Annotated in this window: 23 protein-coding genes; 6 read left to right on the top strand and 17 right to left on the bottom strand. The window is 53.5% G+C overall.

Annotated features, from left to right (window positions below; translation table 11 throughout):
• Positions 1 to 85: 85 nt before the first annotated feature.
• On the bottom strand, positions 86 to 997 hold the full coding sequence (gene mak / locus ACQG22_RS04925) for a fructokinase (protein ID WP_058678423.1): 912 nt from the start codon (positions 995 to 997) through the stop codon (positions 86 to 88).
• A gap of 123 nt (positions 998 to 1120) precedes the next feature.
• Between mak and rdgC the strand changes: the two genes are divergently transcribed.
• Positions 1121 to 2035 (top strand): recombination-associated protein RdgC, encoded by a 915-nt coding sequence (gene rdgC / locus ACQG22_RS04920; protein WP_013095820.1) that lies wholly within the window; start codon positions 1121 to 1123, stop codon positions 2033 to 2035.
• A 46-nt stretch (positions 2036 to 2081) separates the two neighbouring features.
• Here the strand turns inward: rdgC and ppnP are convergent, their stop codons facing one another.
• The 5 genes from ppnP to ACQG22_RS04895 form a co-directional block, all read right to left on the bottom strand.
• The gene (ppnP, locus tag ACQG22_RS04915) at positions 2082 to 2369 is read right to left on the bottom strand and encodes a pyrimidine/purine nucleoside phosphorylase (RefSeq protein ID WP_013095819.1); all 288 of its coding nucleotides are present in this window, start codon (positions 2367 to 2369) and stop codon (positions 2082 to 2084) included.
• 71 nt (positions 2370 to 2440) lie between these two features.
• On the bottom strand, positions 2441 to 3118 hold the full coding sequence (locus tag ACQG22_RS04910) for an AroM family protein (RefSeq protein ID WP_013095818.1): 678 nt from the start codon (positions 3116 to 3118) through the stop codon (positions 2441 to 2443).
• A 238-nt stretch (positions 3119 to 3356) separates the two neighbouring features.
• Entirely contained in the window at positions 3357 to 3548 is a 192-nt protein-coding gene (gene yaiA / locus ACQG22_RS04905; protein ID WP_013095817.1) for a protein YaiA, read from the bottom strand.
• Between the two features lie 44 nt (positions 3549 to 3592).
• Positions 3593 to 4117 (bottom strand): shikimate kinase AroL, encoded by a 525-nt coding sequence (aroL, locus tag ACQG22_RS04900; protein ID WP_369706590.1) that lies wholly within the window; start codon positions 4115 to 4117, stop codon positions 3593 to 3595.
• A gap of 142 nt (positions 4118 to 4259) precedes the next feature.
• Positions 4260 to 4721 (bottom strand): YaiI/YqxD family protein, encoded by a 462-nt coding sequence (locus ACQG22_RS04895; RefSeq protein WP_013095815.1) that lies wholly within the window; start codon positions 4719 to 4721, stop codon positions 4260 to 4262.
• A gap of 96 nt (positions 4722 to 4817) precedes the next feature.
• Between ACQG22_RS04895 and proC the strand changes: the two genes are divergently transcribed.
• Complete coding sequence (gene proC / locus ACQG22_RS04890; RefSeq protein ID WP_013095814.1) at positions 4818 to 5627, top strand: pyrroline-5-carboxylate reductase; 810 nt, start codon at positions 4818 to 4820, stop codon at positions 5625 to 5627.
• A gap of 17 nt (positions 5628 to 5644) precedes the next feature.
• Here the strand turns inward: proC and adrA are convergent, their stop codons facing one another.
• From adrA to ACQG22_RS04865, 5 genes are all read right to left on the bottom strand, one after another.
• The gene (adrA, locus tag ACQG22_RS04885; protein WP_369706589.1) at positions 5645 to 6748 is read right to left on the bottom strand and encodes a diguanylate cyclase AdrA; all 1104 of its coding nucleotides are present in this window, start codon (positions 6746 to 6748) and stop codon (positions 5645 to 5647) included.
• 103 nt (positions 6749 to 6851) lie between these two features.
• Positions 6852 to 7172: a phosphate starvation-inducible protein PsiF gene (gene psiF / locus ACQG22_RS04880; RefSeq protein ID WP_013095812.1), complete on the bottom strand. Its 321-nt coding sequence runs from the start codon at positions 7170 to 7172 to the stop codon at positions 6852 to 6854.
• A gap of 292 nt (positions 7173 to 7464) precedes the next feature.
• Positions 7465 to 7725 (bottom strand): anti-adapter protein IraP, encoded by a 261-nt coding sequence (iraP, locus tag ACQG22_RS04875; protein ID WP_013095810.1) that lies wholly within the window; start codon positions 7723 to 7725, stop codon positions 7465 to 7467.
• 211 nt (positions 7726 to 7936) lie between these two features.
• The gene (locus tag ACQG22_RS04870) at positions 7937 to 9151 is read right to left on the bottom strand and encodes a multidrug efflux MFS transporter (RefSeq protein WP_013095809.1); all 1215 of its coding nucleotides are present in this window, start codon (positions 9149 to 9151) and stop codon (positions 7937 to 7939) included.
• A 169-nt stretch (positions 9152 to 9320) separates the two neighbouring features.
• Positions 9321 to 10004 (bottom strand): extensin family protein, encoded by a 684-nt coding sequence (locus ACQG22_RS04865; protein ID WP_102752444.1) that lies wholly within the window; start codon positions 10002 to 10004, stop codon positions 9321 to 9323.
• Positions 10005 to 10106: 102 nt separating this feature from the next.
• Here ACQG22_RS04865 and ddlA point away from each other — a divergent pair, with 102 nt between their 5' ends.
• Positions 10107 to 11207 (top strand): D-alanine--D-alanine ligase, encoded by a 1101-nt coding sequence (gene ddlA, locus ACQG22_RS04860; RefSeq protein WP_048970445.1) that lies wholly within the window; start codon positions 10107 to 10109, stop codon positions 11205 to 11207.
• Here ddlA and ACQG22_RS04855 read toward each other — a convergent pair.
• A complete protein-coding gene (locus ACQG22_RS04855; protein ID WP_013095806.1) occupies positions 11204 to 11440 on the bottom strand; it encodes a DUF2754 domain-containing protein in 237 nt (78 codons plus the stop codon). The two genes, ddlA and ACQG22_RS04855, sit on opposite strands and share 4 nt — an antisense overlap.
• A 247-nt stretch (positions 11441 to 11687) precedes the next feature.
• Between ACQG22_RS04855 and ACQG22_RS04850 the strand changes: the two genes are divergently transcribed.
• The gene (locus tag ACQG22_RS04850) at positions 11688 to 11990 is read left to right on the top strand and encodes a DUF2755 family protein (RefSeq protein ID WP_369706588.1); all 303 of its coding nucleotides are present in this window, start codon (positions 11688 to 11690) and stop codon (positions 11988 to 11990) included.
• Here ACQG22_RS04850 and ACQG22_RS04845 read toward each other — a convergent pair.
• From ACQG22_RS04845 to ACQG22_RS04835, 3 genes are all read right to left on the bottom strand, one after another.
• Positions 11987 to 13084: a DUF1615 domain-containing protein gene (locus ACQG22_RS04845; RefSeq protein ID WP_369706587.1), complete on the bottom strand. Its 1098-nt coding sequence runs from the start codon at positions 13082 to 13084 to the stop codon at positions 11987 to 11989. The two genes, ACQG22_RS04850 and ACQG22_RS04845, sit on opposite strands and share 4 nt — an antisense overlap.
• A gap of 14 nt (positions 13085 to 13098) precedes the next feature.
• Positions 13099 to 14319 (bottom strand): peptide antibiotic transporter SbmA, encoded by a 1221-nt coding sequence (sbmA, locus tag ACQG22_RS04840; protein ID WP_013095803.1) that lies wholly within the window; start codon positions 14317 to 14319, stop codon positions 13099 to 13101.
• 115 nt (positions 14320 to 14434) lie between these two features.
• Positions 14435 to 14968 (bottom strand): isochorismatase family protein, encoded by a 534-nt coding sequence (locus ACQG22_RS04835; RefSeq protein ID WP_029882454.1) that lies wholly within the window; start codon positions 14966 to 14968, stop codon positions 14435 to 14437.
• Between the two features lie 204 nt (positions 14969 to 15172).
• Between ACQG22_RS04835 and ampH the strand changes: the two genes are divergently transcribed.
• Positions 15173 to 16339: a D-alanyl-D-alanine-carboxypeptidase/endopeptidase AmpH gene (ampH, locus tag ACQG22_RS04830; protein ID WP_369706586.1), complete on the top strand. Its 1167-nt coding sequence runs from the start codon at positions 15173 to 15175 to the stop codon at positions 16337 to 16339.
• Here ampH and ACQG22_RS04825 read toward each other — a convergent pair.
• Entirely contained in the window at positions 16336 to 16959 is a 624-nt protein-coding gene (locus ACQG22_RS04825; protein ID WP_100168803.1) for a helix-turn-helix domain-containing protein, read from the bottom strand. The two genes, ampH and ACQG22_RS04825, sit on opposite strands and share 4 nt — an antisense overlap.
• Before the next feature lie 87 nt (positions 16960 to 17046).
• The gene (locus tag ACQG22_RS04820; RefSeq protein WP_369706585.1) at positions 17047 to 19821 is read right to left on the bottom strand and encodes an autotransporter outer membrane beta-barrel domain-containing protein; all 2775 of its coding nucleotides are present in this window, start codon (positions 19819 to 19821) and stop codon (positions 17047 to 17049) included.
• Positions 19822 to 20272: 451 nt separating this feature from the next.
• Here ACQG22_RS04820 and hemB point away from each other — a divergent pair, with 451 nt between their 5' ends.
• On the top strand, positions 20273 to 21247 hold the full coding sequence (gene hemB, locus ACQG22_RS04815; RefSeq protein ID WP_013095798.1) for a porphobilinogen synthase: 975 nt from the start codon (positions 20273 to 20275) through the stop codon (positions 21245 to 21247).
• Positions 21248 to 21315: the final 68 nt, after the last annotated feature.

The raw sequence follows: 21315 nt of genomic DNA, 5'->3' as shown, positions 1-21315 counted from the left end.
CTGTAGGCCGGGTAAGGCGTAGCCGCCACCCGGCTTTTTTATTGCGGCTGCCTGAATTCGCCCGGTGGCGCTTCGCTTACCGGGCCTACGAATTTGCTGGCCATAACCACGCTGCGCCGCGCACGCCGCTGGAGTCTCCGTGGACGGCTTTGCGGATAGGGGTTTCGCATTCCCCGCCGAAGACCCACTGTTTGACGAGAGCAGGCACCGTCGCATACAGCCGGTCGACGTTGCTCATCCCACCGCCCAGCACAATCACATCAGGATCGAGAATGTTCACCACATGCGCCAGCGATTTCGCCAGGCGCATTTCGTAGCGGCTCAACGCCAGTTCCGCCACGGGATCCTGCTCCTCAACCAGACGCATGATCTCGTTACCCTTAAGCGGCTGACCGCTCAGGCGGTGGTAATCGGTGGCAAAACCGGTGCCGGAGATAAACGTCTCAATACAGCCCTGTTTTCCACAGTAGCACGGCACTTCAGTACGGTATTTAAGTTCGTCTTCATCCATCCATGGCAATGGGTTATGTCCCCACTCGCCTGCCGTACCGTTACCGCCAATATGCGCACGCCCGCCGAACGCCACACCGGCCCCGCAGCCGGTACCAATGATGACAGCAAAAACGGTCTGGGCACCCGCCGCCGCACCGTCAATCGCCTCTGAGACCGCCAGACAGTTCGCATCATTTGCCAGACGCACCTCGCGCTGCAGACGCGCGCTCAAATCTTTATCAAAAGGCTGGCCATTGAGCCAGGTGGAGTTGGCGTTTTTCACCACCCCGGTATAAGGCGAAATGGATCCGGGAATGCCCATCCCGACGGAGCCGGTCTGTCCTGTCGCCTGCTCTGCCATCTCAACCAGCCGGGCAATCGTCTCGATAGTCTGGTGATAATCGTCGCGCGGCGTGGGCAGGCGGTGACGGAAAAGCTGCTCCCCCTGCTCGCTCAGTGCGATAACTTCAGTTTTGGTGCCGCCCAAATCAATCCCAATACGCACAAGACTCTCCTCATTATTTTGATTATCAACAGAGTAGAAGCACGCTTCCCGATTAGCAATGCAAGCGATGCGACAATTCGTTATCATGCCCGCTGATTTAACGACAAGGCCGTGGAAATTATCATGCTGTGGTTCAAAAATTTGATGGTTTACCGTCTCAGCCGCGACGTTTCGCTGCGTGCAGAAGAGATGGAAAAACAGTTAGCCGCTTATACCTTTTCCCCTTGCGGAAGCCAGGATATGGCAAAAACCGGTTGGGTTCCGCCAATGGGTTCACAAAGCGATGCCCTGACCCACGCCAGCAGCACGGGTCAAATCATCGTTTGCGCCCGTAAAGAAGAGAAAATCCTGCCCACGCCGGTGGTGAAGCAAGCGCTGGAAGCGAAAATTTTTAAGCTTGAAGCCGAACAGGGCCGCAAGCTGAAAAAGACCGAAAAAGATTCCCTGAAAGACGAAGTGTTGCACTCCCTGCTGCCGCGCGCGTTTAGCCGCTTCAGCCAGACCATGATGTGGATCGATACCGTCAACGGGCTGATCATGGTGGACTGCGCCAGCGCCAAAAAAGCGGAAGATACGCTGGCCCTGCTGCGTAAGAGCATCGGCTCTTTGCCGGTGGTTCCACTGGCGCTGGAAACGCCTATCGAGTTAACCCTGACCGAATGGGTTCGCAGCGGCACCGCAGCGCAAGGGTTCCAGATCCTCGATGAAGCCGAACTGAAAGCCCTGCTTGAGGATGGCGGTGTCATTCGTGCGAAAAAACAGGATCTGGTGAGCGATGAGATCGCCGTCCACATTGAAGCAGGCAAAGTGGTCACTAAACTGGCGCTCGACTGGCAGCAGCGTATTCAGTTTGTGATGTGTGACGATGGCTCTGTTAAGCGCCTGAAGTTCTGCGATGAACTGCGCGATCAGAACGAAGATATCGATCGTGAAGATTACGCCCAGCGCTTTGATGCGGACTTTATCCTGATGACCGGCGAGCTGGCCGCGTTGATTCAAAATCTGGTAGAAGGCCTCGGCGGCGAAGCGCAGAGATAATTTCGTCTCAACCTGACCCTCTCCCCAACGGGGAGAGGGAAGAAGATTATTTCAGATAGCGGCACAGATAAGAGGTCGGTTCAGCAACCTGCAGATGGAACTCACTGTGGCCAGGGACGTTGAAAACTTCGCCGGCAGAGTAAACTTTCCATTCCGTTTCACCCGGCAGTAAGACGTTAAGCGCACCACTTACCACCGTCATCTCTTCAGCTTCGGCCGTACCAAAGGTGTATTCCCCTTCAGCCATCACGCCGACACTGGCGCGGCCAGTGCTGCTGCTGGTAAAACCAATGGATTTCACTTTACCGGAAAAGTATTCGTTACTTTGAAGCATGAACTGGCCCTTATATTTTTAGATAAAAATTCACTATAGGGGCCATGCTCATGACCTGTCACGCAAAATCATCAGGTAAGGAGTTCTGAGGCCAGACGCGCCATCAGAACGTTCGACAACAGTACCGGCACATCCAGCGCTTTTTGCAGTAGATCGCGGTGATGCTGGTGGAACCCCAGGCAGTCGAGGATCAACACATCAGCCCCGCGCTCCAGTAGCTCCTTCCCGGCCGCAATGAGTTTGGCCTCACTGTCCCAGAAGGGATTGGCCAGCGCATACAGGGGCGTTTTTTCAAGCACGTGCCATTTTGCTTCCTGGTTGTCCATGAGTTCTTCAATGGGCACAATCACCCCCACCTGGTGTCCGTCCACAATGGATGCCACCAGCGGCGGAATGATTCGCATCGGCTCGAGTAAAATCGCATTACGAGCCATGAGTCCCTTAATGGGAGCAGTACTCATCAGCAAAATAACGTCATACTCTTGATTATCGAGCACTTCTATTACTGCCTGCAGCGAGCGCTCAATTTTCTGTCGTGAAACATGCGCCAGTTTACCGTCGCTTAATAACGTCGCCAGGGGATCCTCCCCCGCCTCTACAGCGTAGTCCTCCATGACCTCTTCCCGGCTCATCTTCCCCAGCAGGCTGAGATGCGTGATCTGTTGTTCAGATACATGCTCGGTTAAGAGCGGTAACACTTCGCTTACAGGGACCACACCAATAGTGATGATCGCCAACGTTGCCTTCATCGTCTTCGCCTTCCATTACTACAAAAACTTATTACACAGGTACAGGCTCACTACGCTGCACAGTTCGTTTTTTCAACAAAACAGCACCAAGCGTAGCAGGTGATCTCCATCCCGAAATGTAAAGATCACCTGCCGGTAACGGAGCTACCTGTAATAACTAAATATTAACTCCTGCTTAACATTAGCGATGAGTAAAAAGTGTGATTCAGGCACGGTATTGGAGCGTTTAGGAAAACATTCATGACTTATCGGGATCTTCGTAGCGCCGTTTCGCATCCAGCGCTTCCTGTTCAGTCTCATGTTCACTGATGAGAGAGTCGGGTTTAGGGTGATCGGCACGCAGTTGATACCAGGTCACGGTTTGATCGCCATTGCCTTTTTCAACGGTAACAATACGTGCTTCACGCGGATAGGGAGGTCTGGTTGGCATAGCTCATCCTTTTTTTATGTCAGAGCTATAAGTATAGACGGCGGTTAGCTGGCACAAGCCAAACGCAGGGCGGTAATAATCTGAATCACAACCTCTTCAGGCGACGCGGAAGCATCCACCACGTGATGTGCCGCTTCGCGGTATAACACATCGCGCTCCGCCAGCACCTCGCTCACCTCTTCGCAGAGCGGTCTGGAGGTCAGCGCAGGACGTTGCCCCTCTTCCGGAAACGCTTCCAGACGCCCCACCAGCGCAACCACGGGTGCACAGAGATAAATCACAATCCCTTTTTCGCGCATAAAGCGGCGGTTATATTCCGCCAGAATAATTCCGCCGCCTGTGGCAATTACCGCATCGGGTGCCGTTACCGCTTCCAGCGCGGCCGTTTCACGGCTGCGAAAGCTCTCCCAGCCCTCTTTTTCGACGATATCCGCGATGGTTTGTCCGGCCTGCGTCTGCAGCCAGTGGTCGGTATCAACAAAATGACGTTGACAGGCACGCGCCAGCTCCAGGCCAACGGTGGTTTTCCCACAGCCGCGGGGGCCAACTAAAAAGATGGGTTGGGTCATAACCAGGTGTTTCCCCTTGATGCCGGATGGCTGAAGAGTGTAAAGAAATAATTGCAGAAGATGTTGCGTTTACTTTACTGCAAAGCGGTACGGAATGACAACCCTGTCACTGCCATACTGTACCACATATTGACAATGATTATCATTTAGCAGTGCGACGTTTCACTTCCAGCAGCCACTTATCCAGCTCTGCGGCAAACTGCTGGCGGTCACGTTGAGATAAACTGTCTGGCCCGCCGGTCTGCACACCGCTGGCGCGAAGCGTATCCATGAAATCGCGCATGGTCAGTTTTTCCCGGATGGTTGCTGGTGAGTAACGCTCCCCGCGCGGGTTCAGCGCTGCGGCGCCCTTTTCCAGTACCTCTGCGGCCAAAGGAATATCCGCCGTGATCACCAAATCTTCCGCGCTGCACAGCCGTACGATCTCGTTATCCGCCACATCAAAACCGGCAGGAACCCGCAACGCACGAATGAATCGGGAAGGCGGTACGCGGATATTTTGGTTTGCCACCAGCGTAAGCGGCATCTGAACACGCTCGGCAGCACGGAATAAAATCTCTTTAATCACATTCGGACATGCGTCCGCATCAACCCAAATCGCCATAATGTCTCCCCTATTGATACTGGCGACTATTGTCGCCTGCATTTCGTTGTTAAGCTATCAATCAGAGAAAACAACGCATAACGACGGAGAAACGTGATGGATAAGAAAATCGGGTTTATTGGCTGCGGTAACATGGGCAAAGCCATCCTGGGTGGCCTGATCGCCAGCGGGCAGGTCCTGCCGGGTCAGATTTGGGTCTATACACCATCACCGGATAAAGTCGCGGCGTTGCGTGATGAGTATGGTATTAACGCAGCCGAAAGCGCGCAGGAAGTGGCCCAGGTCGCCGATATCGTCTTTGGGGCGGTTAAACCGAACATCATGATCAAAGTCCTGAGCGAGATCACCTCCAGCCTGAATAAAGACACGCTGGTGGTGTCGATTGCCGCAGGCGTGACGCTCGATCAGTTGGCCCGTGCACTGGGTCATGACCGTAAAATTGTTCGCGCAATGCCCAATACCCCTTCACTGGTCAATGCTGGGATGACCTCCATCACCCCTAACGCGCTGGTGACCACGGAAGATGTGGCCGATGTGCTGAACATTTTCCGCTGCTTCGGCGAAGCGGAAGTGATTGCCGAATCGATGATCCATCCGGTTGTGGGCGTGAGTGGCTCTGCTCCTGCGTATGTCTTCATGTTCCTGGAAGCGATGGCGGATGCTGCGGTGCTTGGCGGTATGCCACGTGCGCAGGCCTATAAATTTGCCGCACAGGCGGTGATGGGCTCAGCCAAAATGGTGCTGGAAACCGGTAAGCATCCAGGGGAACTGAAAGATATGGTCTGCTCGCCTGGCGGTACCACCATCGAAGCGGTGCGGGTGCTGGAAGAGCGCGGGTTCCGTGCGGCGGTCATTGAAGCGATGGCGAAATGCATGGAAAAGTCAGAGAAGCTGAGTAAGTCCTGACCAAACTAAGCCGGATGTCAGGCGGCCACCTCGGTACGTCCGCGTCCGGCATTTTTGGCTTTATAAAGCGCGATATCTGCCGCTTTTAACCATTCGCGGTAGTGGGCAAACTGTGTTCCCCATGGCGCAACCCCCACGCTGATGCGAAGCCGTTCGTTCGGGGCGCAGGGTAACGACAGTTTTTTCAGCCGCTCGTGGACGCGGGACATCGCCGCAATTGCACTTTCTGCCGGGGTGCCGGACATGATGATCGCGAACTCATCGCCACCGAAACGGCCAATATAATCCCCGGCCCGCAGCGTCATCTGCAGCTGACGAGTGATAGCAATGATCGCTTCATCGCCCACATCATGTCCCCAGGTGTCATTGATGCTCTTGAAGTGATCGATATCGATAAGCAGGATCGTGGTTTGACAATGATCCCGTCGGCACTTTTCATACTCCATCCGCAGCAACGTTTCCCAGTGGCGCCGGTTATAAACGCCCGTCATGCCATCGCGGGTACTCATCAGCTCAAGTTTTCGCTTATTTTCCGCCAGGCGAATGGCCGTCTGATGGCTCACCCAGGCAAAGAGTATTGGGTAGATCATCAAGACCGGCAGCGTCAGCCACCACTCCAGCGATCCGGAAGAGAGCACCACAACATTTCCGGTTAGCTTCAGCGTCACGACAGCGGATAACGTGGTTATGGCAATGCCTGAGAGAAACAGGCGACAGCCGCCGGATCCCATCATATTCATGCCCATCATCATAACCAGCGCAGCCGATGGCAGAGCGTTCACGCCCATCAGGCCAATCCAGATGCCGGTAAAAATAGCGTCGATCTTCAGATTGAAGATTTCACATTGATAAGGTTGAGATGAACGGCAGGTGAACTGCCAGGCAAGATGCGGCCAGATAAAAACCCAGCTCACCAGTAATAACCACCAGCCGCCGGGCAGAAAATGCGTGACCAGAACGCCGGCAACAGGAAAAAACATCGCCGCCAGACCCACAATCCGCCCCAGCCGGACGCGCCGGGCAAAGCGTATGCCGGTACGGTGCGCGTCATCCTGAGAAAGGTTTTGAAGCCACTCTTCCCCGATACGCTCTTTATTGTAAAAGTTTTCGTCGTTCATCATATTTTGGGAATATTCTGAAACATTTTCCCAAATTATAGAGAGGGGGGATGCGGAGAAAGTATGAAATTTCGGGTGAGTCACCGTAAGGACTCACCCGATAGGACTATGCCTGTTTCTTCAGACAACCACTCATAAACTTGCTGCGATCGTCGCCTTTCAGCATTTGTTGCGTGGCCTGAGCGTTACATTCACGCATTTTTTGCTGCTGCGGCGTCAGGCTTTTTTCATCTGGTTTGGATGCACCATTTTTGAGGCAATCGCTCATATATGTCTTACGGGCATCCCCTTTCAGCGCTTTTGCTGTCGCCTGTTGATTGCAGGTCGTCATACGCTGCTGTTGAGGTGTTAAGGTTTTCTCTTCCGCATGCGCTGAGGCGATCAGGCACAGGCCGGAAAACAGGGTAACCAGTATTGTTGTTTTCATTGCACCATCCTTTATGTGAAGTTCCACATTAAGTCTGGTTCGTTGCGGGAAAAAAACCACCCTGCGACAATGATTTTCTTCGGGTTTATGCATTATTTCATCTCTGGCGCGGCACGCTGTTCATTACCCGGTTTCGCCTGACGCGTTAGGGTATTTAATAGCGAGAGGCATGAGATGAAATAGAGGCTCTGTTTAAATTCTTTTCTCCCAGTGCGAAGGCCAAAAATAAAAACAGAGCGACGACAGGCATCCTGCATGACCATTCTATGACAGGCCATTATCTTTCAGCAGGCTAGCTGCGAGGATGCCTTAATAGCTTCTTTACGTATTGCTGAAGCATCTCCGCATCTTCAGCAGGGACCAGCGAATCGGGGCGAGCCTTGTCCAGCGCGCTTTCTACATTATCGATTAACGCCTGTTGCTGCGGTTGTGTCATTTGTCGGAGCAACGCCGTAACGACAATTTCCAGCGCCTCGACCTGGGCGACCAGTTCTTTTGACTCTTCTTCCTTTTGTGCAAGCTTGACCAGCAACTCAGCAATGAGATTTTTCATCGTGCTATTTCCTTATGCGTTTTTTCTGAACTTAGCATTCAGAATGAATAATGCAAAGAGGAGAAAAGTATTATCTTATGCAAAAGTGATGCTGCTGCCAAAATAAAGATGAATGGCAAGCAGCGAAACGTTTTTCTCTTTAGAAAAAGCCGCATTTAGTTATATAAAAATGCGGCAACCATAAGAATATATAATACATTACAGCAAATGATTAACGCGCTGCTCTCGCCTGCTCTAATTGGCGACGGCGTCTCAGCGCAATCGCCAGCTGGATAATATTGATCAACACCACAATCGCCGTGGCCGCAAATACCCAACGAAAACCGGCCATCGCCGAAACGGATGCGCCAATAAGCGGACCGGCAACATTACCTAAATACATAAATGACTGGTTATAGCCAAAAATACGCCCTGTCACCTGGTCACTTGAATATTTCACCAGCAAGGTCTGCACCGCAGGTAACATGGCGCCATCGGCAAAGCCGAGCAGGAATCGCAGCACGCCGAGCTGAAGCGGTGAGGTGACGAACGACATCGCAAAAAAGAGCACCACGGCAAAAATCAGCGTGGCCATCAGGATACGCGCCGTACCGATCCTGTCGCCCAGTTTTCCCAGCCGCGGCGCAGAGATTAACGCCGATACGCCCGGCACGGCAGCAATCATCCCGCTGAGAAACGCAATATTGCTGCTGTCTGGCTCCATCGATTTTATAAACAGCGCCAGAATCGGGCCTACCGAACCATTACAGAGCTGGATCACCATGGTGGTTACGAACAGGCTTATCATCAGCCCGGGATACGGCAGCGAGGCGAAGACCGCTTTGCCGCTCAGGCGTTCGGATTTACTGACCACCGGGCGTCCCCCCTCCTTGATCAGAAACAGCGTCACCAGAAAACTGATCACCAGCAGGATAGCGGTAATGAAGAAGACGGCGCGCAACCCTACGTGGTCGGCCAGAAAGCCGCCTAACAACGGGCCGCCGATAACGCCACTGATCTGTGCGGTGGAGAGCGTACTCAACGCCCAGCCGCTACGTTCACGCGGCACCTGTGAAGCGACCAGCGCCATGGCGTTCGGAATATAGCCGGATGTCAGCCCCATGATCGCCCGCAGGATAAACAGCTGCCAGACGTTAGTGGCAAAGGCCTGCAGCAGGATGGCTATTGCCATTCCCAGCGAAGCGCGCAGCAGCATCAGTTTGCGCCCTTTTCGATCCGCCAGGCTCCCCCACATAGGTGACACAATGGCGGAAACCAGAAACGTCACGCTGAACGTCAGCCCCGACCACATGGAGAGGGCTTCATGCGAGGTCACGCCCAGCTGCGAGACGTACAGCGGCAGAAAGGGCAAAATCTGGCTGATGGCCAGCCCGGTGAAGAAACACCCGAACCAGACCGAGATGAGGTTAACTTTCCAGGATTCCATAAAAGAAATAGTCTTCATTTTTAGGCAAATGCGCCGACAGATTAGCAAGTTACCGGCATCTACGCCGTGCCAGAGATGCGGCCTTGCTGACTTTGGTGTTTTATCTTCCCAGTCATCATATTTGTGAAATATGTCACAAATCATCCAATTTCTGGCGGAAGATTATGCTTTAGCGGCAGAGTCCAAAGCCGCGCATTCCCAGATGGAAATGGTTGGCGTGCGCCGCGTTATACTCCGGCCCCAGGCCGTTCCCGTAGTAGCCGCAGCTCGCTGTCAGCAGCGCCTGCAGCCACGGCTGCGTTTTGGTCGATCTCCAGCCGTGCAGAATGGTGACTCGTTCACCGTTCGCCAGCCGAAACGCGCTGATATCCAGCGCCTCTGCCGTGGCATGTTCGCTGCGTCTTGCATCAGGGCGGTGGTAAATATTGCGACAGGCGTAGCTGCCCAGGTGCTCAATGCGCACCAGCTCGCTTCCGGTCCAGGTTCTGGTGAGTGGCCGGGCCTGCTGGCTGACAAACAGTGCAGAACTCAGCGCCAGCGGGCAGCTGGCAAGAAAGCTGCTGTTCAGGCTGACTGGTCCGAAGTCACGCACGCGCACCACGTTGTGAAGGGGGCATGCTCCGGCGCTGTCGGCGACAGGCTGTGTGCGAATAAGGGCCTTCTGATTGGCCTGCGATAACAGGCTGGCACACGCCTCGGGGGTAAGGCGCCGCAGTTTGTACTGAGTGATTGGGCCTGGCGGGTCGTCAAGCGAGATCGGCGTAAAAGGGTTGTAGTGAGACGGCAACCAGCGGTAACCCACCGTTGCGACTGCCACCAGAATGAAAACGATCAGCAACGTTTTGCCTTTCACACTCCCCCCTCTTTACTCCCAAAACATTATGGCAGAAGGTCGCGAAACCCGCAGGGCATCGTGGTATGTTATTGGCTTTTCGTCAGACTGGAAGAGAGTAAGATGGCAAAGCAGCGCGTAGGTATTGTCTTTGGGGGAAAATCAGCGGAGCACGAGGTTTCATTGCAGTCGGCAAAAAATATTGTCGATGCGATTGATAAAAACCGTTTCGACGTAGTGCTACTGGGCATTGATAAACAGGGCCAGTGGCATGTGAACGATGCGAGCCAGTATCTGTTAAACGCCAACGATCCGGCACATATCGCCCTTAATCCTTCTGAAATCAGCGTCGCCACCGTCCCTGGCGTAGTGAAGGGGCAACTTATCGACGCCGGTAATGCACAGGCTCTTGCTCAGATTGACGTCGTGTTCCCAATCGTCCACGGCACGCTGGGCGAAGATGGTTCGCTGCAGGGTATGCTGCGCATGGCGAACCTGCCGTTTGTCGGCTCCGATGTGCTGGGCTCCGCCGCCTGTATGGATAAAGACGTCACCAAACGCCTGCTGCGCGATGCCGGGCTGAACGTTGCCCCGTTCGTGACGCTCACCCGCGCCAACCGCGATAAATACACCTTCAGCCAGATTTCCGCCCAGTTGGGTCTGCCACTGTTCGTGAAGCCTGCGAACCAGGGCTCCTCCGTTGGCGTCAGCAAAGTGACAAGCGAAGCGCAGTTCACCGAAGCCGTTCGTCTGGCTTTTGAGTTTGACCACAAAGTCGTGGTTGAGCAGGGTATCAAAGGCCGTGAAATTGAGTGCGCGGTGCTGGGCAATGATTTCCCACAGGCAAGCACCTGCGGTGAAGTGGTGTTAAACAGCGATTTCTACTCTTACGACACCAAATACATTGATGATAAAGGCGCTCAGGTCGTCGTGCCGGCAAATATCGATCCGGCCATCAACGATAAGATCCGGGCGATCGCCATCAACGCCTATCAGGCTCTTGGCTGCTGCGGCATGGCGCGTGTGGATGTGTTCCTGACGCCAGATAATGAGGTGGTGATTAATGAAATCAACACCCTGCCGGGCTTTACCAACATCAGCATGTATCCAAAACTGTGGCAGGCCAGCGGTCTGGGTTACTCTGAGCTGATCACCCGTCTGATCGAACTGGCGCTGGAGCGTCACGCCGCTGACAGCGCACTCAAAAGTTCAGTAAACGGTTAATCGGTTCTTTTCACCGTCTCCGCCTCATCCGCTGTCGTCTCTTCCGGACGACGGCGGATAATTAACCCAGCCAGCCAGAAACTGATCACCCAGGTCACCAGCCCGACAGCATAGGTTTGCCATCCTTTGGCTTCAAACCCCAGCAGCCCTACGACACCGTTAAGAATAAAGATCAGCCCGATAGCAAAGGCGTAGTAGTGCCAGTCACGGCGTAGTTTGGACGTGAGCTTCATAACAACTCCGGCAGGAAAAAAAGACATCCTCTCACAGTTTTACGATCGGGTCTGTGGCAGATGCGGAAAATCTGAAACACGACGCAATTTCAGTTAAGTAATGAATTTGTGATGTGCTGCAGAAATCGACAATCCAGGAGAATTCCGCAGGGGAAATTACCACGATTCTGATATTGACAAATGCTATGACCTGTCAAACTCACCGTGTGCGAAGCGTATTAACAGAGTGATATTTCCGGAGGTCTTTATGGCTGACTTTACATTGTCGAAACCGATTTTTGGCGGCACACCACCAAAAACCTCCACTGCGGGTAATATTGCGTATGCCCTGTTTGTCCTGTTCTGCTTCTGGGCAGGCTCTCAGCTTCTCAACATGTTGGTTCACGCGCCTGGCGTCTATGAACATCTGATGCAGGTGCAGGATAACGGACGCCCGCGGGTTGAGATTGGTTTGGGTGTGAGCACCTTGTTTGGCCTTGTCCCCTTCCTCGCGGGTTGTCTGACTCTCGGTGTTGTCGCGTTAGTCGTACGCCTGCGTCGTCGCCATTAACGTCCCATGCAACGAGCCCGACGATCGTCGACGCGTTTGGCGAACCATGCCGTTGTCAGGTTACGCGTGATTTTCGGGCTTTCCAGTTGAATACCCGGCAGGATTGCCCGCGGTAACGCTTTTCCACTCTTCTTCTCGGCCAGCGCGAAAACCTTGTTGTAGAGATCCGTCTTCTCGAACGCCAGGCTATCCCCTTTCTCCAGCTGAAGGCGAATGTCGCTATCGCTCATGCCAAGAGTTGCTGACAGTTTGCGCACCGCCAGTTCCGTTGCCCCCGCCTTGCTGCTGCCGTAGGCGATGAGATCGCCGTCCAGCGCCAGTTTCACCCCGCTGGCACGGCTGACCGCACTCTGAAACGCCGCGTTTCGGCTGGCATACCAGCCCGCGTTAAAGTCAGCAAAGCGGTACAACGGCTCGCTGTAGCTCGCCGGATAGTTCAGCAGATGGTACGTGCCAAACCACAGTCCGCCACGCAGGGAGAAGACTTCCTGGCGCACCGTCCCGTCGATTTTCCACGGATAACCGTCCGTATGCTGCTCGGCAAACGCAATGCTGACCTGCATCGGGCCGCCGGTGTGCACCGGGTTAAGCGAGCCGAACAGTTTCTGCCCCATCGGCACCATATTGATGAAATCATCAAAAATGGCGCTCAGCTGTTTCTCGGTTTTCACCGTGTCCAGCCGATCGCTGTAGCTTTTTCCGTTTGGCGAGGTGATTTTAAGGGCGGTATGCACCAGGAACACCGGGATATGCATCGATTCCGCGCGACGGTCGATCTCTTTCCAGGCAATTTTGTTCAGCCCCGGCACCACCGGGTCTGACTGGTACATTGACTCCTGCTGCGCCACTGCCAGTACCGAGCAGATATTCTCCTCGGTAGGGGCAATTTTCTGACTTTCAAAGGTCTTCGCTAATGCCTCGGCCCACGCATTGCGGTCTTTCACCGTAGAGGGCATTTTTTGCCGCACCACGCTCGCCACATCTACAGGTTTCTCACCTTTTTTAAGCGGGGCGGCCCCTTTTTCGGCACACCCCGCCAGCACGAGTGCGGCGAGTAAAGAGAGCGATAATGTACGTGGTACGGCAAAAGACATAGCAATTCCCTGTTTTAGCTAAATGTATTGGTGACTTCCTGCAGATCCCGATCGTCCAGCTCGCGTTCAAAGCTGCGCAGACGTTTGTAGATGGACATCAGTTCCACCAGCGTGGTCCAGGAGCTAATCAGATACTGGAACGACCCGCGAACCTGACCAAATACGTTGGTGATCTGTGTCATCAGACCCAGCGTTATCGTACCCGCAACAATGGACGGGAACAGCAGGAACAAACCGAAAACGTTATCCACCTGCAGATACAAAATGCGCGCAATGTTGAAGTACATATAGTGGAAGTAAAGACGGAAATAGTTGCGACGCACGGCGCCAAACAGTTCACGTACGGTTGGCGGCGAGGCGCGGTTGGCGTCATCTTCACCATACACCAGCTCTTTACGATACGCCGCTTCAACGCGCTGATTTTTAAACTCCAGCCCAGGCAGCTTGATCCCCACCACGGCCAGCAGCCCTGTTCCCATTAATGACCAGACAATAGCGGCAATCACGAGGCCATACGGCAGATGACCAACAATCGGCAGGTCCGGCACGTGCGCCGAGAGCGTCACCAGCACCGGCAGGAAGGCAATCAGGGTCATAATGGCATTGATAAAGCTCACGCCCATGTCTTCAAGGGTCGAGGCGAAACGCATGGTGTCTTCCTGCACACGCTGTGCGGCGCCTTCGATATGACGCAGGTGTTGCCAGTGCGCCATATAATGTTCGTTCATCGCGGTACGCCAGCGGAAGACGTAGTGGCTGACAAAGAAATTGTTCATGACGCCAATCACCACCGCAATAAGGGCAATACCGAGGAAGATGCCAACTTCATGGTAGAACTGATTGATAGTCACCTTATGCGGTGAACTCAGCGCACTCTGGATCAGATCGTAGAACGGGGCATACCAGGCGTTAACCGCCACCCCCACTTCCACCAGAAACCAGGTGACAAAGATGATCAGCGACGTGCCCAGAATCGACCAGTACTGCCAGCGATGTGGCGAATAGACAAACCAGAACAGGGCAAAGAGCCCTACGCAGACCATGTAGTAAGCATAAAACAGCAGATAGCTCAGCGACCAGAAACGCGCCGCGCTAATGGGAACCTCGCCCGTCGCGCCCGTGATGCGCGTCAACCACGCTCCGCCGCCGGCCTGCCAGAAAATGACAGCGATCAGTGCCCAAATAAATGCCGACAGGAAAAATGGCCCCGGCTTTGGGAAAAAAGACTTAAACATGATACATCCTTCTTGTTGTTATGGCTGTTGCTGTGCTCAACACATCACCACACGAAAATCTTGCCTGGGCCAGGTGCCTGGCGCAGGCAAAAAGGTCAGACCCGAGGGTTTATTATTAGTTCGCTTTCCAGTTTTCAAGAATTGTTTCGGTGCGTTTCACCGCGGGCGGGTTTGCGGGCGCAATGAAGTTGCGCCAGACGTCGTTGTAGTGGTTAATCAGAATGCGGGCTTCGGCCGCCGGGCGATTCGCGGTGGTATGCGCATCCTCCGCCACGGTGATGTGGTAGCCCCGGCTGACGCCATTCTTGAACGTGGCATCGACACAGTAATCAGTAGCGCAACCGCAGATGACAAACTCCCGGATCCCCTGCTCGCGGAGCAGCGTTTCAAGCGAGGTGTTATAGAACGCATCGCAGGCCGTCTTGGTCACGTAGAGGGCATCTGCAGGCTGATGCAGTTCTGGCAGCAAGGCAAACCCGTCACTGCCCTCTTCCAGACCGCCAGGCTCAGTATGCTGAATAAAAATCACCCGATCGGCTGCCTGCGTAAGCTGATTGATCAATGAAACACATTTTTCACGCTGATGACGAGGCGTTTCGAACACCCCCTGCTGCATATCGACAACCATAACCACACGCTTTCCGGACATACTCTTCTCCGCAAGATTGAGTAACACAGCCCTCTATCATAAGGCCGATGTCACAAAATGGGAGACTGACAGTAAGTAAATTCTTCTGATTTACTCGCAGTTACGTTTTTCTGGTTATCGTTATGTAATTCGGGGCATTGCACCGTACGGTTTAGTAGTATAAATACCCATTACTTTCCTCATTCACACTATGGATGCTTTTCGTTGAAACGTTGTCTGCTCTTTTTCGCCGCGCTGTGTGCGGTGAGCTTCTCAACCGCCCAGGCAGCCCAATCGCTGACGGCGCCCGTTCTGGCATCAGATATTGCCGATCGCTACGCGAACCTGATTTATTACGGCAGCGGCGCGACGGGAATGGCGATGGTCGTCATCGACGGTAATCAGCGCGTGTTTCGCAGTTTCGGTGAAACGCGTCCCGGTAATAACATTCATCCGCAGCTGGATTCCGTCATCCGCATCGCGTCCCTGACCAAGCTGATGACCAGCGAAATGCTGGTGAAATTGCTGGACCAGGGCGTGGTGAAACTCGACGATCCGCTCAGCAAGTATGCTCCGCCAGGCGCACGTGTCCCGACGTATCAGGGAACGCCGATAAGGCTGGTCAACCTGGCAACGCATACCAGCGCCCTGCCTCGCGAGCAGCCAGGTGGTGCGGCGCATCGCGACGTTTTTGTCTGGCCAACGCGTGAACAGCGCTGGAACTACCTGAGCAAAGCCACGTTGAAGTCCGCGCCCGGTTCTCAGGCCTCTTACTCCAACCTGGCGTTTGACCTGCTGGCCGATGCGCTGTCGACGGCAGCGGGCAAACCGTATACGCAGCTGTTTGAAGAGCAGATCACGCGCCCGCTGGGCATGAAGGACACCACCTTCACCCCATCACCGGATCAGTGCCGCCGTCTGATGGTCGCCGAAAAAGGTGCCAGCCCGTGTAACAACACGCTGGCAGCCATCGGCAGCGGCGGGGTTTATTCCACCCCTGGCGACATGATGCGCTGGATGCAGCAGTTCCTTTCATCAGACTTCTACTCACGCAGCCATCAGGCCGACCGTATGCAGACGCTGATTTACCAGCGCAGCCAGTTGCACCGCGTGATCGGTATGGACGTGCCGGGCAAAGCCGACGCCCTCGGTCTGGGCTGGGTATATATGGCACCTAAAAATGGCCGTCCGGGCATTATTCAGAAAACGGGGGGTGGTGGAGGATTCATTACCTATATGGCAATGATCCCCCAGTCCAACGTGGGCGCTTTTGTGGTGGTCACCCGCTCGCCAAATACCCGTTTCGTCAATATGAGCGATGGGATCAATAACTTAGTGGCTGAGCTCAGCGCCAATAAAGCCCAGGTGCTTACCGCCTCCGTCCAGCCTTAATATTCCGTGGGCAAACGGTTGATGCTAACCAGTTTGCCCCGGCTCATATTGATGTAGTTACCCTGTCGAAGCGCAGCGAGCACCTCTGCCACGACCGAACGCGAAATGCGCGTGCTTTGTTGAATATGATTCATCACACCAATTTTTGAGCGCAGGGTTTCATCCCATTCGGCCATATTCAGCAGCATGGCGCGGATTTGGTGATAGGAGTTATTTCCTACCAGTTGCCTGTCCCGCTTTTCCAGAATGGATTTAATCCAGGACAGCCAGCAGAAAGCTTCTTTCCAGAGAGAACTTTGCTGAATAAGCTGCAGAGAGGTCGAAGCAGGTAAATAAAAGCCTGTGCACGGATTTTTGGCAACGACCCGATATTCCTTGCTGTAATCAAGCATGCCTGCAGTCAGCCCCAGAATAAAGGGCGCAGTAGCAATGCCAATCAGCAACTCGTCTGAACGGCGATAGATTTCAATAACGCCGGTCTGTAATACAAAGGTGCTGGGTTCATCATTATCATCATTTGAAATAACCTGCTGGGGAGCAGATTTAAATGGGGTACTGGCTACTTTCAAACACTGTTCGAGCCGGCTTAATTCAGAAAGTGGTTTCGCATTAACTTTCATGCAGACCTCTGGACATCCGTATTTGTCGGTTCAATATTATTTTTTTTAGATGACAAAGCGGGGGATATATTCCCCCGCTTTTATACTTTACCAGGTATATTTCACACCCAAATTGGCGCCCCAGTTCTGGTCAACGTCACCGCCGCCCAGGTAAGTGGCATCCGTGTACGCACTGAAGTTTTTGGTGAAGCTGAACTGTGTGCCCAGGCCCACACGCACCGCAGAGCCTTCAACGCCGTTATCAATGCTGTCGCCATTCACGTTCGCATTGTTATCAGCATCGTCATACACATATGCCAGTTTGACGTATGGCGTCAGAGCCTGATCGCCGCCGTAGTTGAAGGTATACCCTGCATCGACACCGAGTTCATAGCGCAGGCTGTCGTAAGACTGGCCATCAATTCGCATGTCGTTGCTCAAGCGGTAGTCGTCACCCGACTGGAACAGCCCAGACACTGCCGCATAAGGCGTGACGTAGCCGGACAGGTTTGGTTTCCAGTCATAACCCAGTTTCATACCGAAACCAACCGCATCTGTCGTGGTATTACCGTCCACGTACTGACCGTTACTCATGGTCGCGGAGAGATCGTTATTGAAGCGGGTGTAGCTCAGGGAGCTGTCGAGGAAGACATCGTTGGCAAACTTCGCAGAGGCATAGATCATCGCCGTCTGGCTATCCTGATCAACCTGACCGGTACGATCGCTGATATCCCCCTTCGCGAAACCTGCCGCGCCACCCACGATCCACTTCGCGTTGTTACCGTCAATCTGCGTATCCAGACCAACCATAATCCCGCTTACGTCCTGATCGTAGCTGATAACACCATTGTCAGCGTCAAAGTTGCCGCCGAAGTAGCTCACCCACGCCCCGCCGTTATCGGCCAGACCGTGACGGCTGTTAGTCAGACGGGTTCCAACGGTATCCTGCTGCAGATCCCAGATATTGGTATTCGCTGACGGAATGCTCAGCGCCATATTGGCGTAGTCAGTCAGCGCTTTCTGCTGCAGAACAACCGTGTCACCCTTCTGCTGCGCCTGGTAGGTATAGGCACCTAAATCGGCTTTGTTTGCTGCCGTAAAGCGGGCCGCAGTGTCTGCGTTATTGTCATAAACGCGGATGATCTCTTTGTTTTTATAATCAGCAACAGAACCGGCGCCGGTTGCATCATCGATACGCACGGTGTAGTTACCTGCCACATCACCGTTCACCGCCAGATGACCGTCTGAGTTAAGCGCCACGACGCCATAGTCGTAATCTGCTTTGCTCTTGTCGTTGGTGATAAAGCGGGCGTTGTTCAGATCGCTGTTCAGCACGTAGTCACGGCTGGCAACGTTCAGCACACCGCCATCGGTCAGCACCATGTTGTGCGTGTCCACCTGACCCAGGCCCAGTGCCAGTTCCGCACCGTTGTCGACGGTGATGGTGTTGGCATACAGTTCAGCCGTTTCTTCCGTCAGCGCGGCACGGCTATAGCTGTCCAGATACAGGCTGTCTGTCGCCACTGCACCGCTGTCGCCAATATTCAGGGTAGAGGCGTTGGTCAGGGTGATGGAATCCGCCAGCAGGCCAGAGTTTTCAACATTAACCTGCGACTGGTTATTCACTGCCAGCGTGTCGATGTTAGACAGTTTGCGGGTATCCCACTCTGAACCGTTGTTCAGGGTGACGTTGAACAGACCGCTCTGGTAGACCTCTTCACCTGCAACGTGACCGTTGGTGTCGTAGGTGGAATCAGGCCAGATGCTGTTTGGCGACAAGGTTCTCCAGTCAACGCTGCTGTAACCCTCACCATACATCTGCGCGGTGCCGATCGCTTCAACGCTGGATTGTGCTGCGCCAACCCATTTGCTGCCGTTGGTCAGTGTGACATCCAGCTTATCGGTACCATCCCAGCCGTTGGTGGTTGGGTTATACACACCGTCTTCGGTGGTATCGGTTGCCGGGTCGCCATTCTCGTAGAAGTTATTGTCGAAGGTGCTGGAGAACAGGATATCGCCGGTAACGGTAGAGTGATCGAAGGTGGCGGTGGTTTGCATGGCGTTGTCAGACGCGCTGGCCGCGACGATCAGTGCCGCGTCATCTGCGCCGGTCGCGTTGGTTTCACCGTAGTCGCTCGGCTTCGCGGTTTGACCATAGAACCCGCTGGTACCCAGATCGCTGTATGCGCCGGAGGTCAAAACAGAGTCTTTGACCACCAGGGTGTTAGTAAAGACATTACTGCTATCCGCAACGCCTTCAACGCCGTCATACGGGGTATTGTCCAGCTCATGGTAACCCTGAGTCAGCGTGATACCTGCAACGTGGGAGTTGTTCTGGATAACAATATCCGATTCCACATCCAGCGTAATCGCATTACCCAGTCCATAGGTATCCAGATAGTGGGTTTCGGTGTTGTCACCATTCAGAACATCATACGCATAATGCTCATAGGTATCGTTAATGGTGGAGTGATCGACGGTCAGGCTAAAACGATCGTACTGCGTATGGGTCGTGCCGTCCGTATCAACCCCATCAGCACACGTGGTGGTCATGCACTTTGAGGTGATCATGCCATTAATGGTGCTGTTAGAAATGCTCAGCGCATTCGCTCTTCCATTGACACCATCGTCAAGGTAGTACGTCGAAATAACACCGTTCACCGTTGACTTATTAATCACCGGATAAATATCACCGTCGTGGGTGGCATCCGAGTAATCCCAGTCAGCGTAGCCATAATACCAGGGTGTTGATGCTGTATTATCATATCCGAAGGTATTATATGTGGTACCAGAAATATCTTTCGCATTGGCCTGAGAAGCGATAGCCAGGGTGCAGGCTAATGCAAGTTGTGATACAACCAGTTTCTTTTTCCATGTTTGCATTGGGTCATCCCTCCTCAGGGACGTAAGCAAGTTTGTCCATCAAATCATTTGGCAACATTGTATTGCGGAGGGAATTATGCATTTTCATTTCGAAAAGGTTCAATGAATGATTCCATTAAGTCCGTATCCAGACTAATAACATGAAAAAAATGCAACGACATTAAAAATTATAAATAAACACTATAAAAACAGCGAATTAAAATCATCTGATATAAATATAGAAAATATAATAAAGAATAATAGATCATTATTAATGATATATTTACTTCAATTTAGAAATCGCACCAATATCTCGAGCGTGTGAAAAACAGGCTGACACTGGATATATATATTGACCATGTGAAACATCGCAAACCCCATTTCGCATTAACAAAAAGCCTACTTTCGTAAAACCCTCTCCTCCACTTTCATGTACACTAGCCTTCTTTGTTCCACAAACGTCAGGCATATCATGACCGATTTAATTGCTCGTCCCCGTCGTCTGCGCAAGTCACCTGCACTGCGCGCTATGTTTGAAGAGACAACACTGACCTTAAACGATCTGGTGTTGCCGATTTTTGTTGAAGAAGAGATCGATGACTACAAAGCCATCGACGCCATGCCAGGCGTGATGCGCATTCCGGAAAAATATCTGGCACGTGAAATCGAACGTATCGCCAACGCGGGGATCCGCTCGGTGATGACCTTTGGCATCTCCCACCACACTGACGCTACCGGCAGCGATGCCTGGAAAGAGGACGGTCTGGTCGCCCGGATGTCGCGGATCTGCAAAGAGACCGTGCCGGAAATGATCGTCATGTCAGACACCTGTTTCTGTGAATATACCTCTCATGGCCACTGCGGTGTGCTGTGCGATCACGGTGTCGATAACGACGCCACTTTGCTGAATCTCGGCAAGCAGGCGGTGGTAGCTGCAGCAGCCGGTGCGGATTTCATCGCACCTTCCGCTGCCATGGACGGGCAGGTTCAGGCGATCCGCCAGGCGCTTGATGCGGCCGGATTCACTGATACCGCCATCATGTCCTACTCCACCAAGTTTGCCTCTTCGTTCTACGGTCCGTTCCGTGAAGCGGCCGGTACTGCGCTGAAGGGCGATCGCAAAACCTATCAGATGAACCCGCTGAACCGCCGTGAAGCCATCCGTGAATCGCTGCTGGACGAAGCCCAGGGCGCAGATTGCCTGATGGTGAAACCGGCTGGCGCGTATCTGGATATCCTGCGCGACATTCGCGAGCGCACCGAACTGCCGCTGGGTGCATACCAGGTGAGCGGAGAGTACGCGATGATCAAATTCGCCGCGCAGGCGGGTGCGATCGACGAAGAGAAAGTGATCCTGGAAAGCCTGGGCGCGATCAAACGTGCTGGCGCGGATCTGATCTTCAGCTACTTTGCGCTGGATCTGGCCGAGAAGAAAATTCTGCGTTAATCCGCTTTAGCGCCGGGTGGCGGCTTCGCCTTACCCGGCCTCCTCTCTGCGCTAATCTTCACCAAACT

Origin of the sequence: Enterobacter cloacae complex sp. 309I3, from assembly GCF_050031595.1 — a bacterium.
GTDB classification, from domain to species: domain Bacteria; phylum Pseudomonadota; class Gammaproteobacteria; order Enterobacterales; family Enterobacteriaceae; genus Enterobacter; species Enterobacter cloacae.
The sequence above is the reverse complement of the archived record's forward strand: the minus strand, read 5'-3'. Positions and strand labels throughout refer to the sequence as shown.

Bases quoted from the DNA above. Each gene is read 5' to 3' on its own strand.
- rdgC (WP_013095820.1), top strand. From the start codon at position 1,121: ATGCTGTGGTTCAAAAATTTGATGGTTTACCGTCTCAGCCGCGACGTT.
- ppnP (WP_013095819.1), bottom strand. From the start codon at position 2,369: ATGCTTCAAAGTAACGAATACTTTTCCGGTAAAGTGAAATCCATTGGT.
- ACQG22_RS04910 (WP_013095818.1), bottom strand. From the start codon at position 3,118: ATGAAGGCAACGTTGGCGATCATCACTATTGGTGTGGTCCCTGTAAGC.
- yaiA (WP_013095817.1), bottom strand. From the start codon at position 3,548: ATGCCAACCAGACCTCCCTATCCGCGTGAAGCACGTATTGTTACCGTT.
- aroL (WP_369706590.1), bottom strand. From the start codon at position 4,117: ATGACCCAACCCATCTTTTTAGTTGGCCCCCGCGGCTGTGGGAAAACC.
- ACQG22_RS04895 (WP_013095815.1), bottom strand. From the start codon at position 4,721: ATGGCGATTTGGGTTGATGCGGACGCATGTCCGAATGTGATTAAAGAG.
- proC (WP_013095814.1), top strand. From the start codon at position 4,818: ATGGATAAGAAAATCGGGTTTATTGGCTGCGGTAACATGGGCAAAGCC.
- adrA (WP_369706589.1), bottom strand. From the start codon at position 6,748: ATGATGAACGACGAAAACTTTTACAATAAAGAGCGTATCGGGGAAGAG.
- psiF (WP_013095812.1), bottom strand. From the start codon at position 7,172: ATGAAAACAACAATACTGGTTACCCTGTTTTCCGGCCTGTGCCTGATC.
- iraP (WP_013095810.1), bottom strand. From the start codon at position 7,725: ATGAAAAATCTCATTGCTGAGTTGCTGGTCAAGCTTGCACAAAAGGAA.
- ACQG22_RS04870 (WP_013095809.1), bottom strand. From the start codon at position 9,151: ATGGAATCCTGGAAAGTTAACCTCATCTCGGTCTGGTTCGGGTGTTTC.
- ddlA (WP_048970445.1), top strand. From the start codon at position 10,107: ATGGCAAAGCAGCGCGTAGGTATTGTCTTTGGGGGAAAATCAGCGGAG.
- ACQG22_RS04855 (WP_013095806.1), bottom strand. From the start codon at position 11,440: ATGAAGCTCACGTCCAAACTACGCCGTGACTGGCACTACTACGCCTTT.
- ACQG22_RS04850 (WP_369706588.1), top strand. From the start codon at position 11,688: ATGGCTGACTTTACATTGTCGAAACCGATTTTTGGCGGCACACCACCA.
- ACQG22_RS04845 (WP_369706587.1), bottom strand. From the start codon at position 13,084: ATGTCTTTTGCCGTACCACGTACATTATCGCTCTCTTTACTCGCCGCA.
- sbmA (WP_013095803.1), bottom strand. From the start codon at position 14,319: ATGTTTAAGTCTTTTTTCCCAAAGCCGGGGCCATTTTTCCTGTCGGCA.
- ACQG22_RS04835 (WP_029882454.1), bottom strand. From the start codon at position 14,968: ATGTCCGGAAAGCGTGTGGTTATGGTTGTCGATATGCAGCAGGGGGTG.
- ACQG22_RS04825 (WP_100168803.1), bottom strand. From the start codon at position 16,959: ATGAAAGTTAATGCGAAACCACTTTCTGAATTAAGCCGGCTCGAACAG.
- ACQG22_RS04820 (WP_369706585.1), bottom strand. From the start codon at position 19,821: ATGCAAACATGGAAAAAGAAACTGGTTGTATCACAACTTGCATTAGCC.
- hemB (WP_013095798.1), top strand. From the start codon at position 20,273: ATGACCGATTTAATTGCTCGTCCCCGTCGTCTGCGCAAGTCACCTGCA.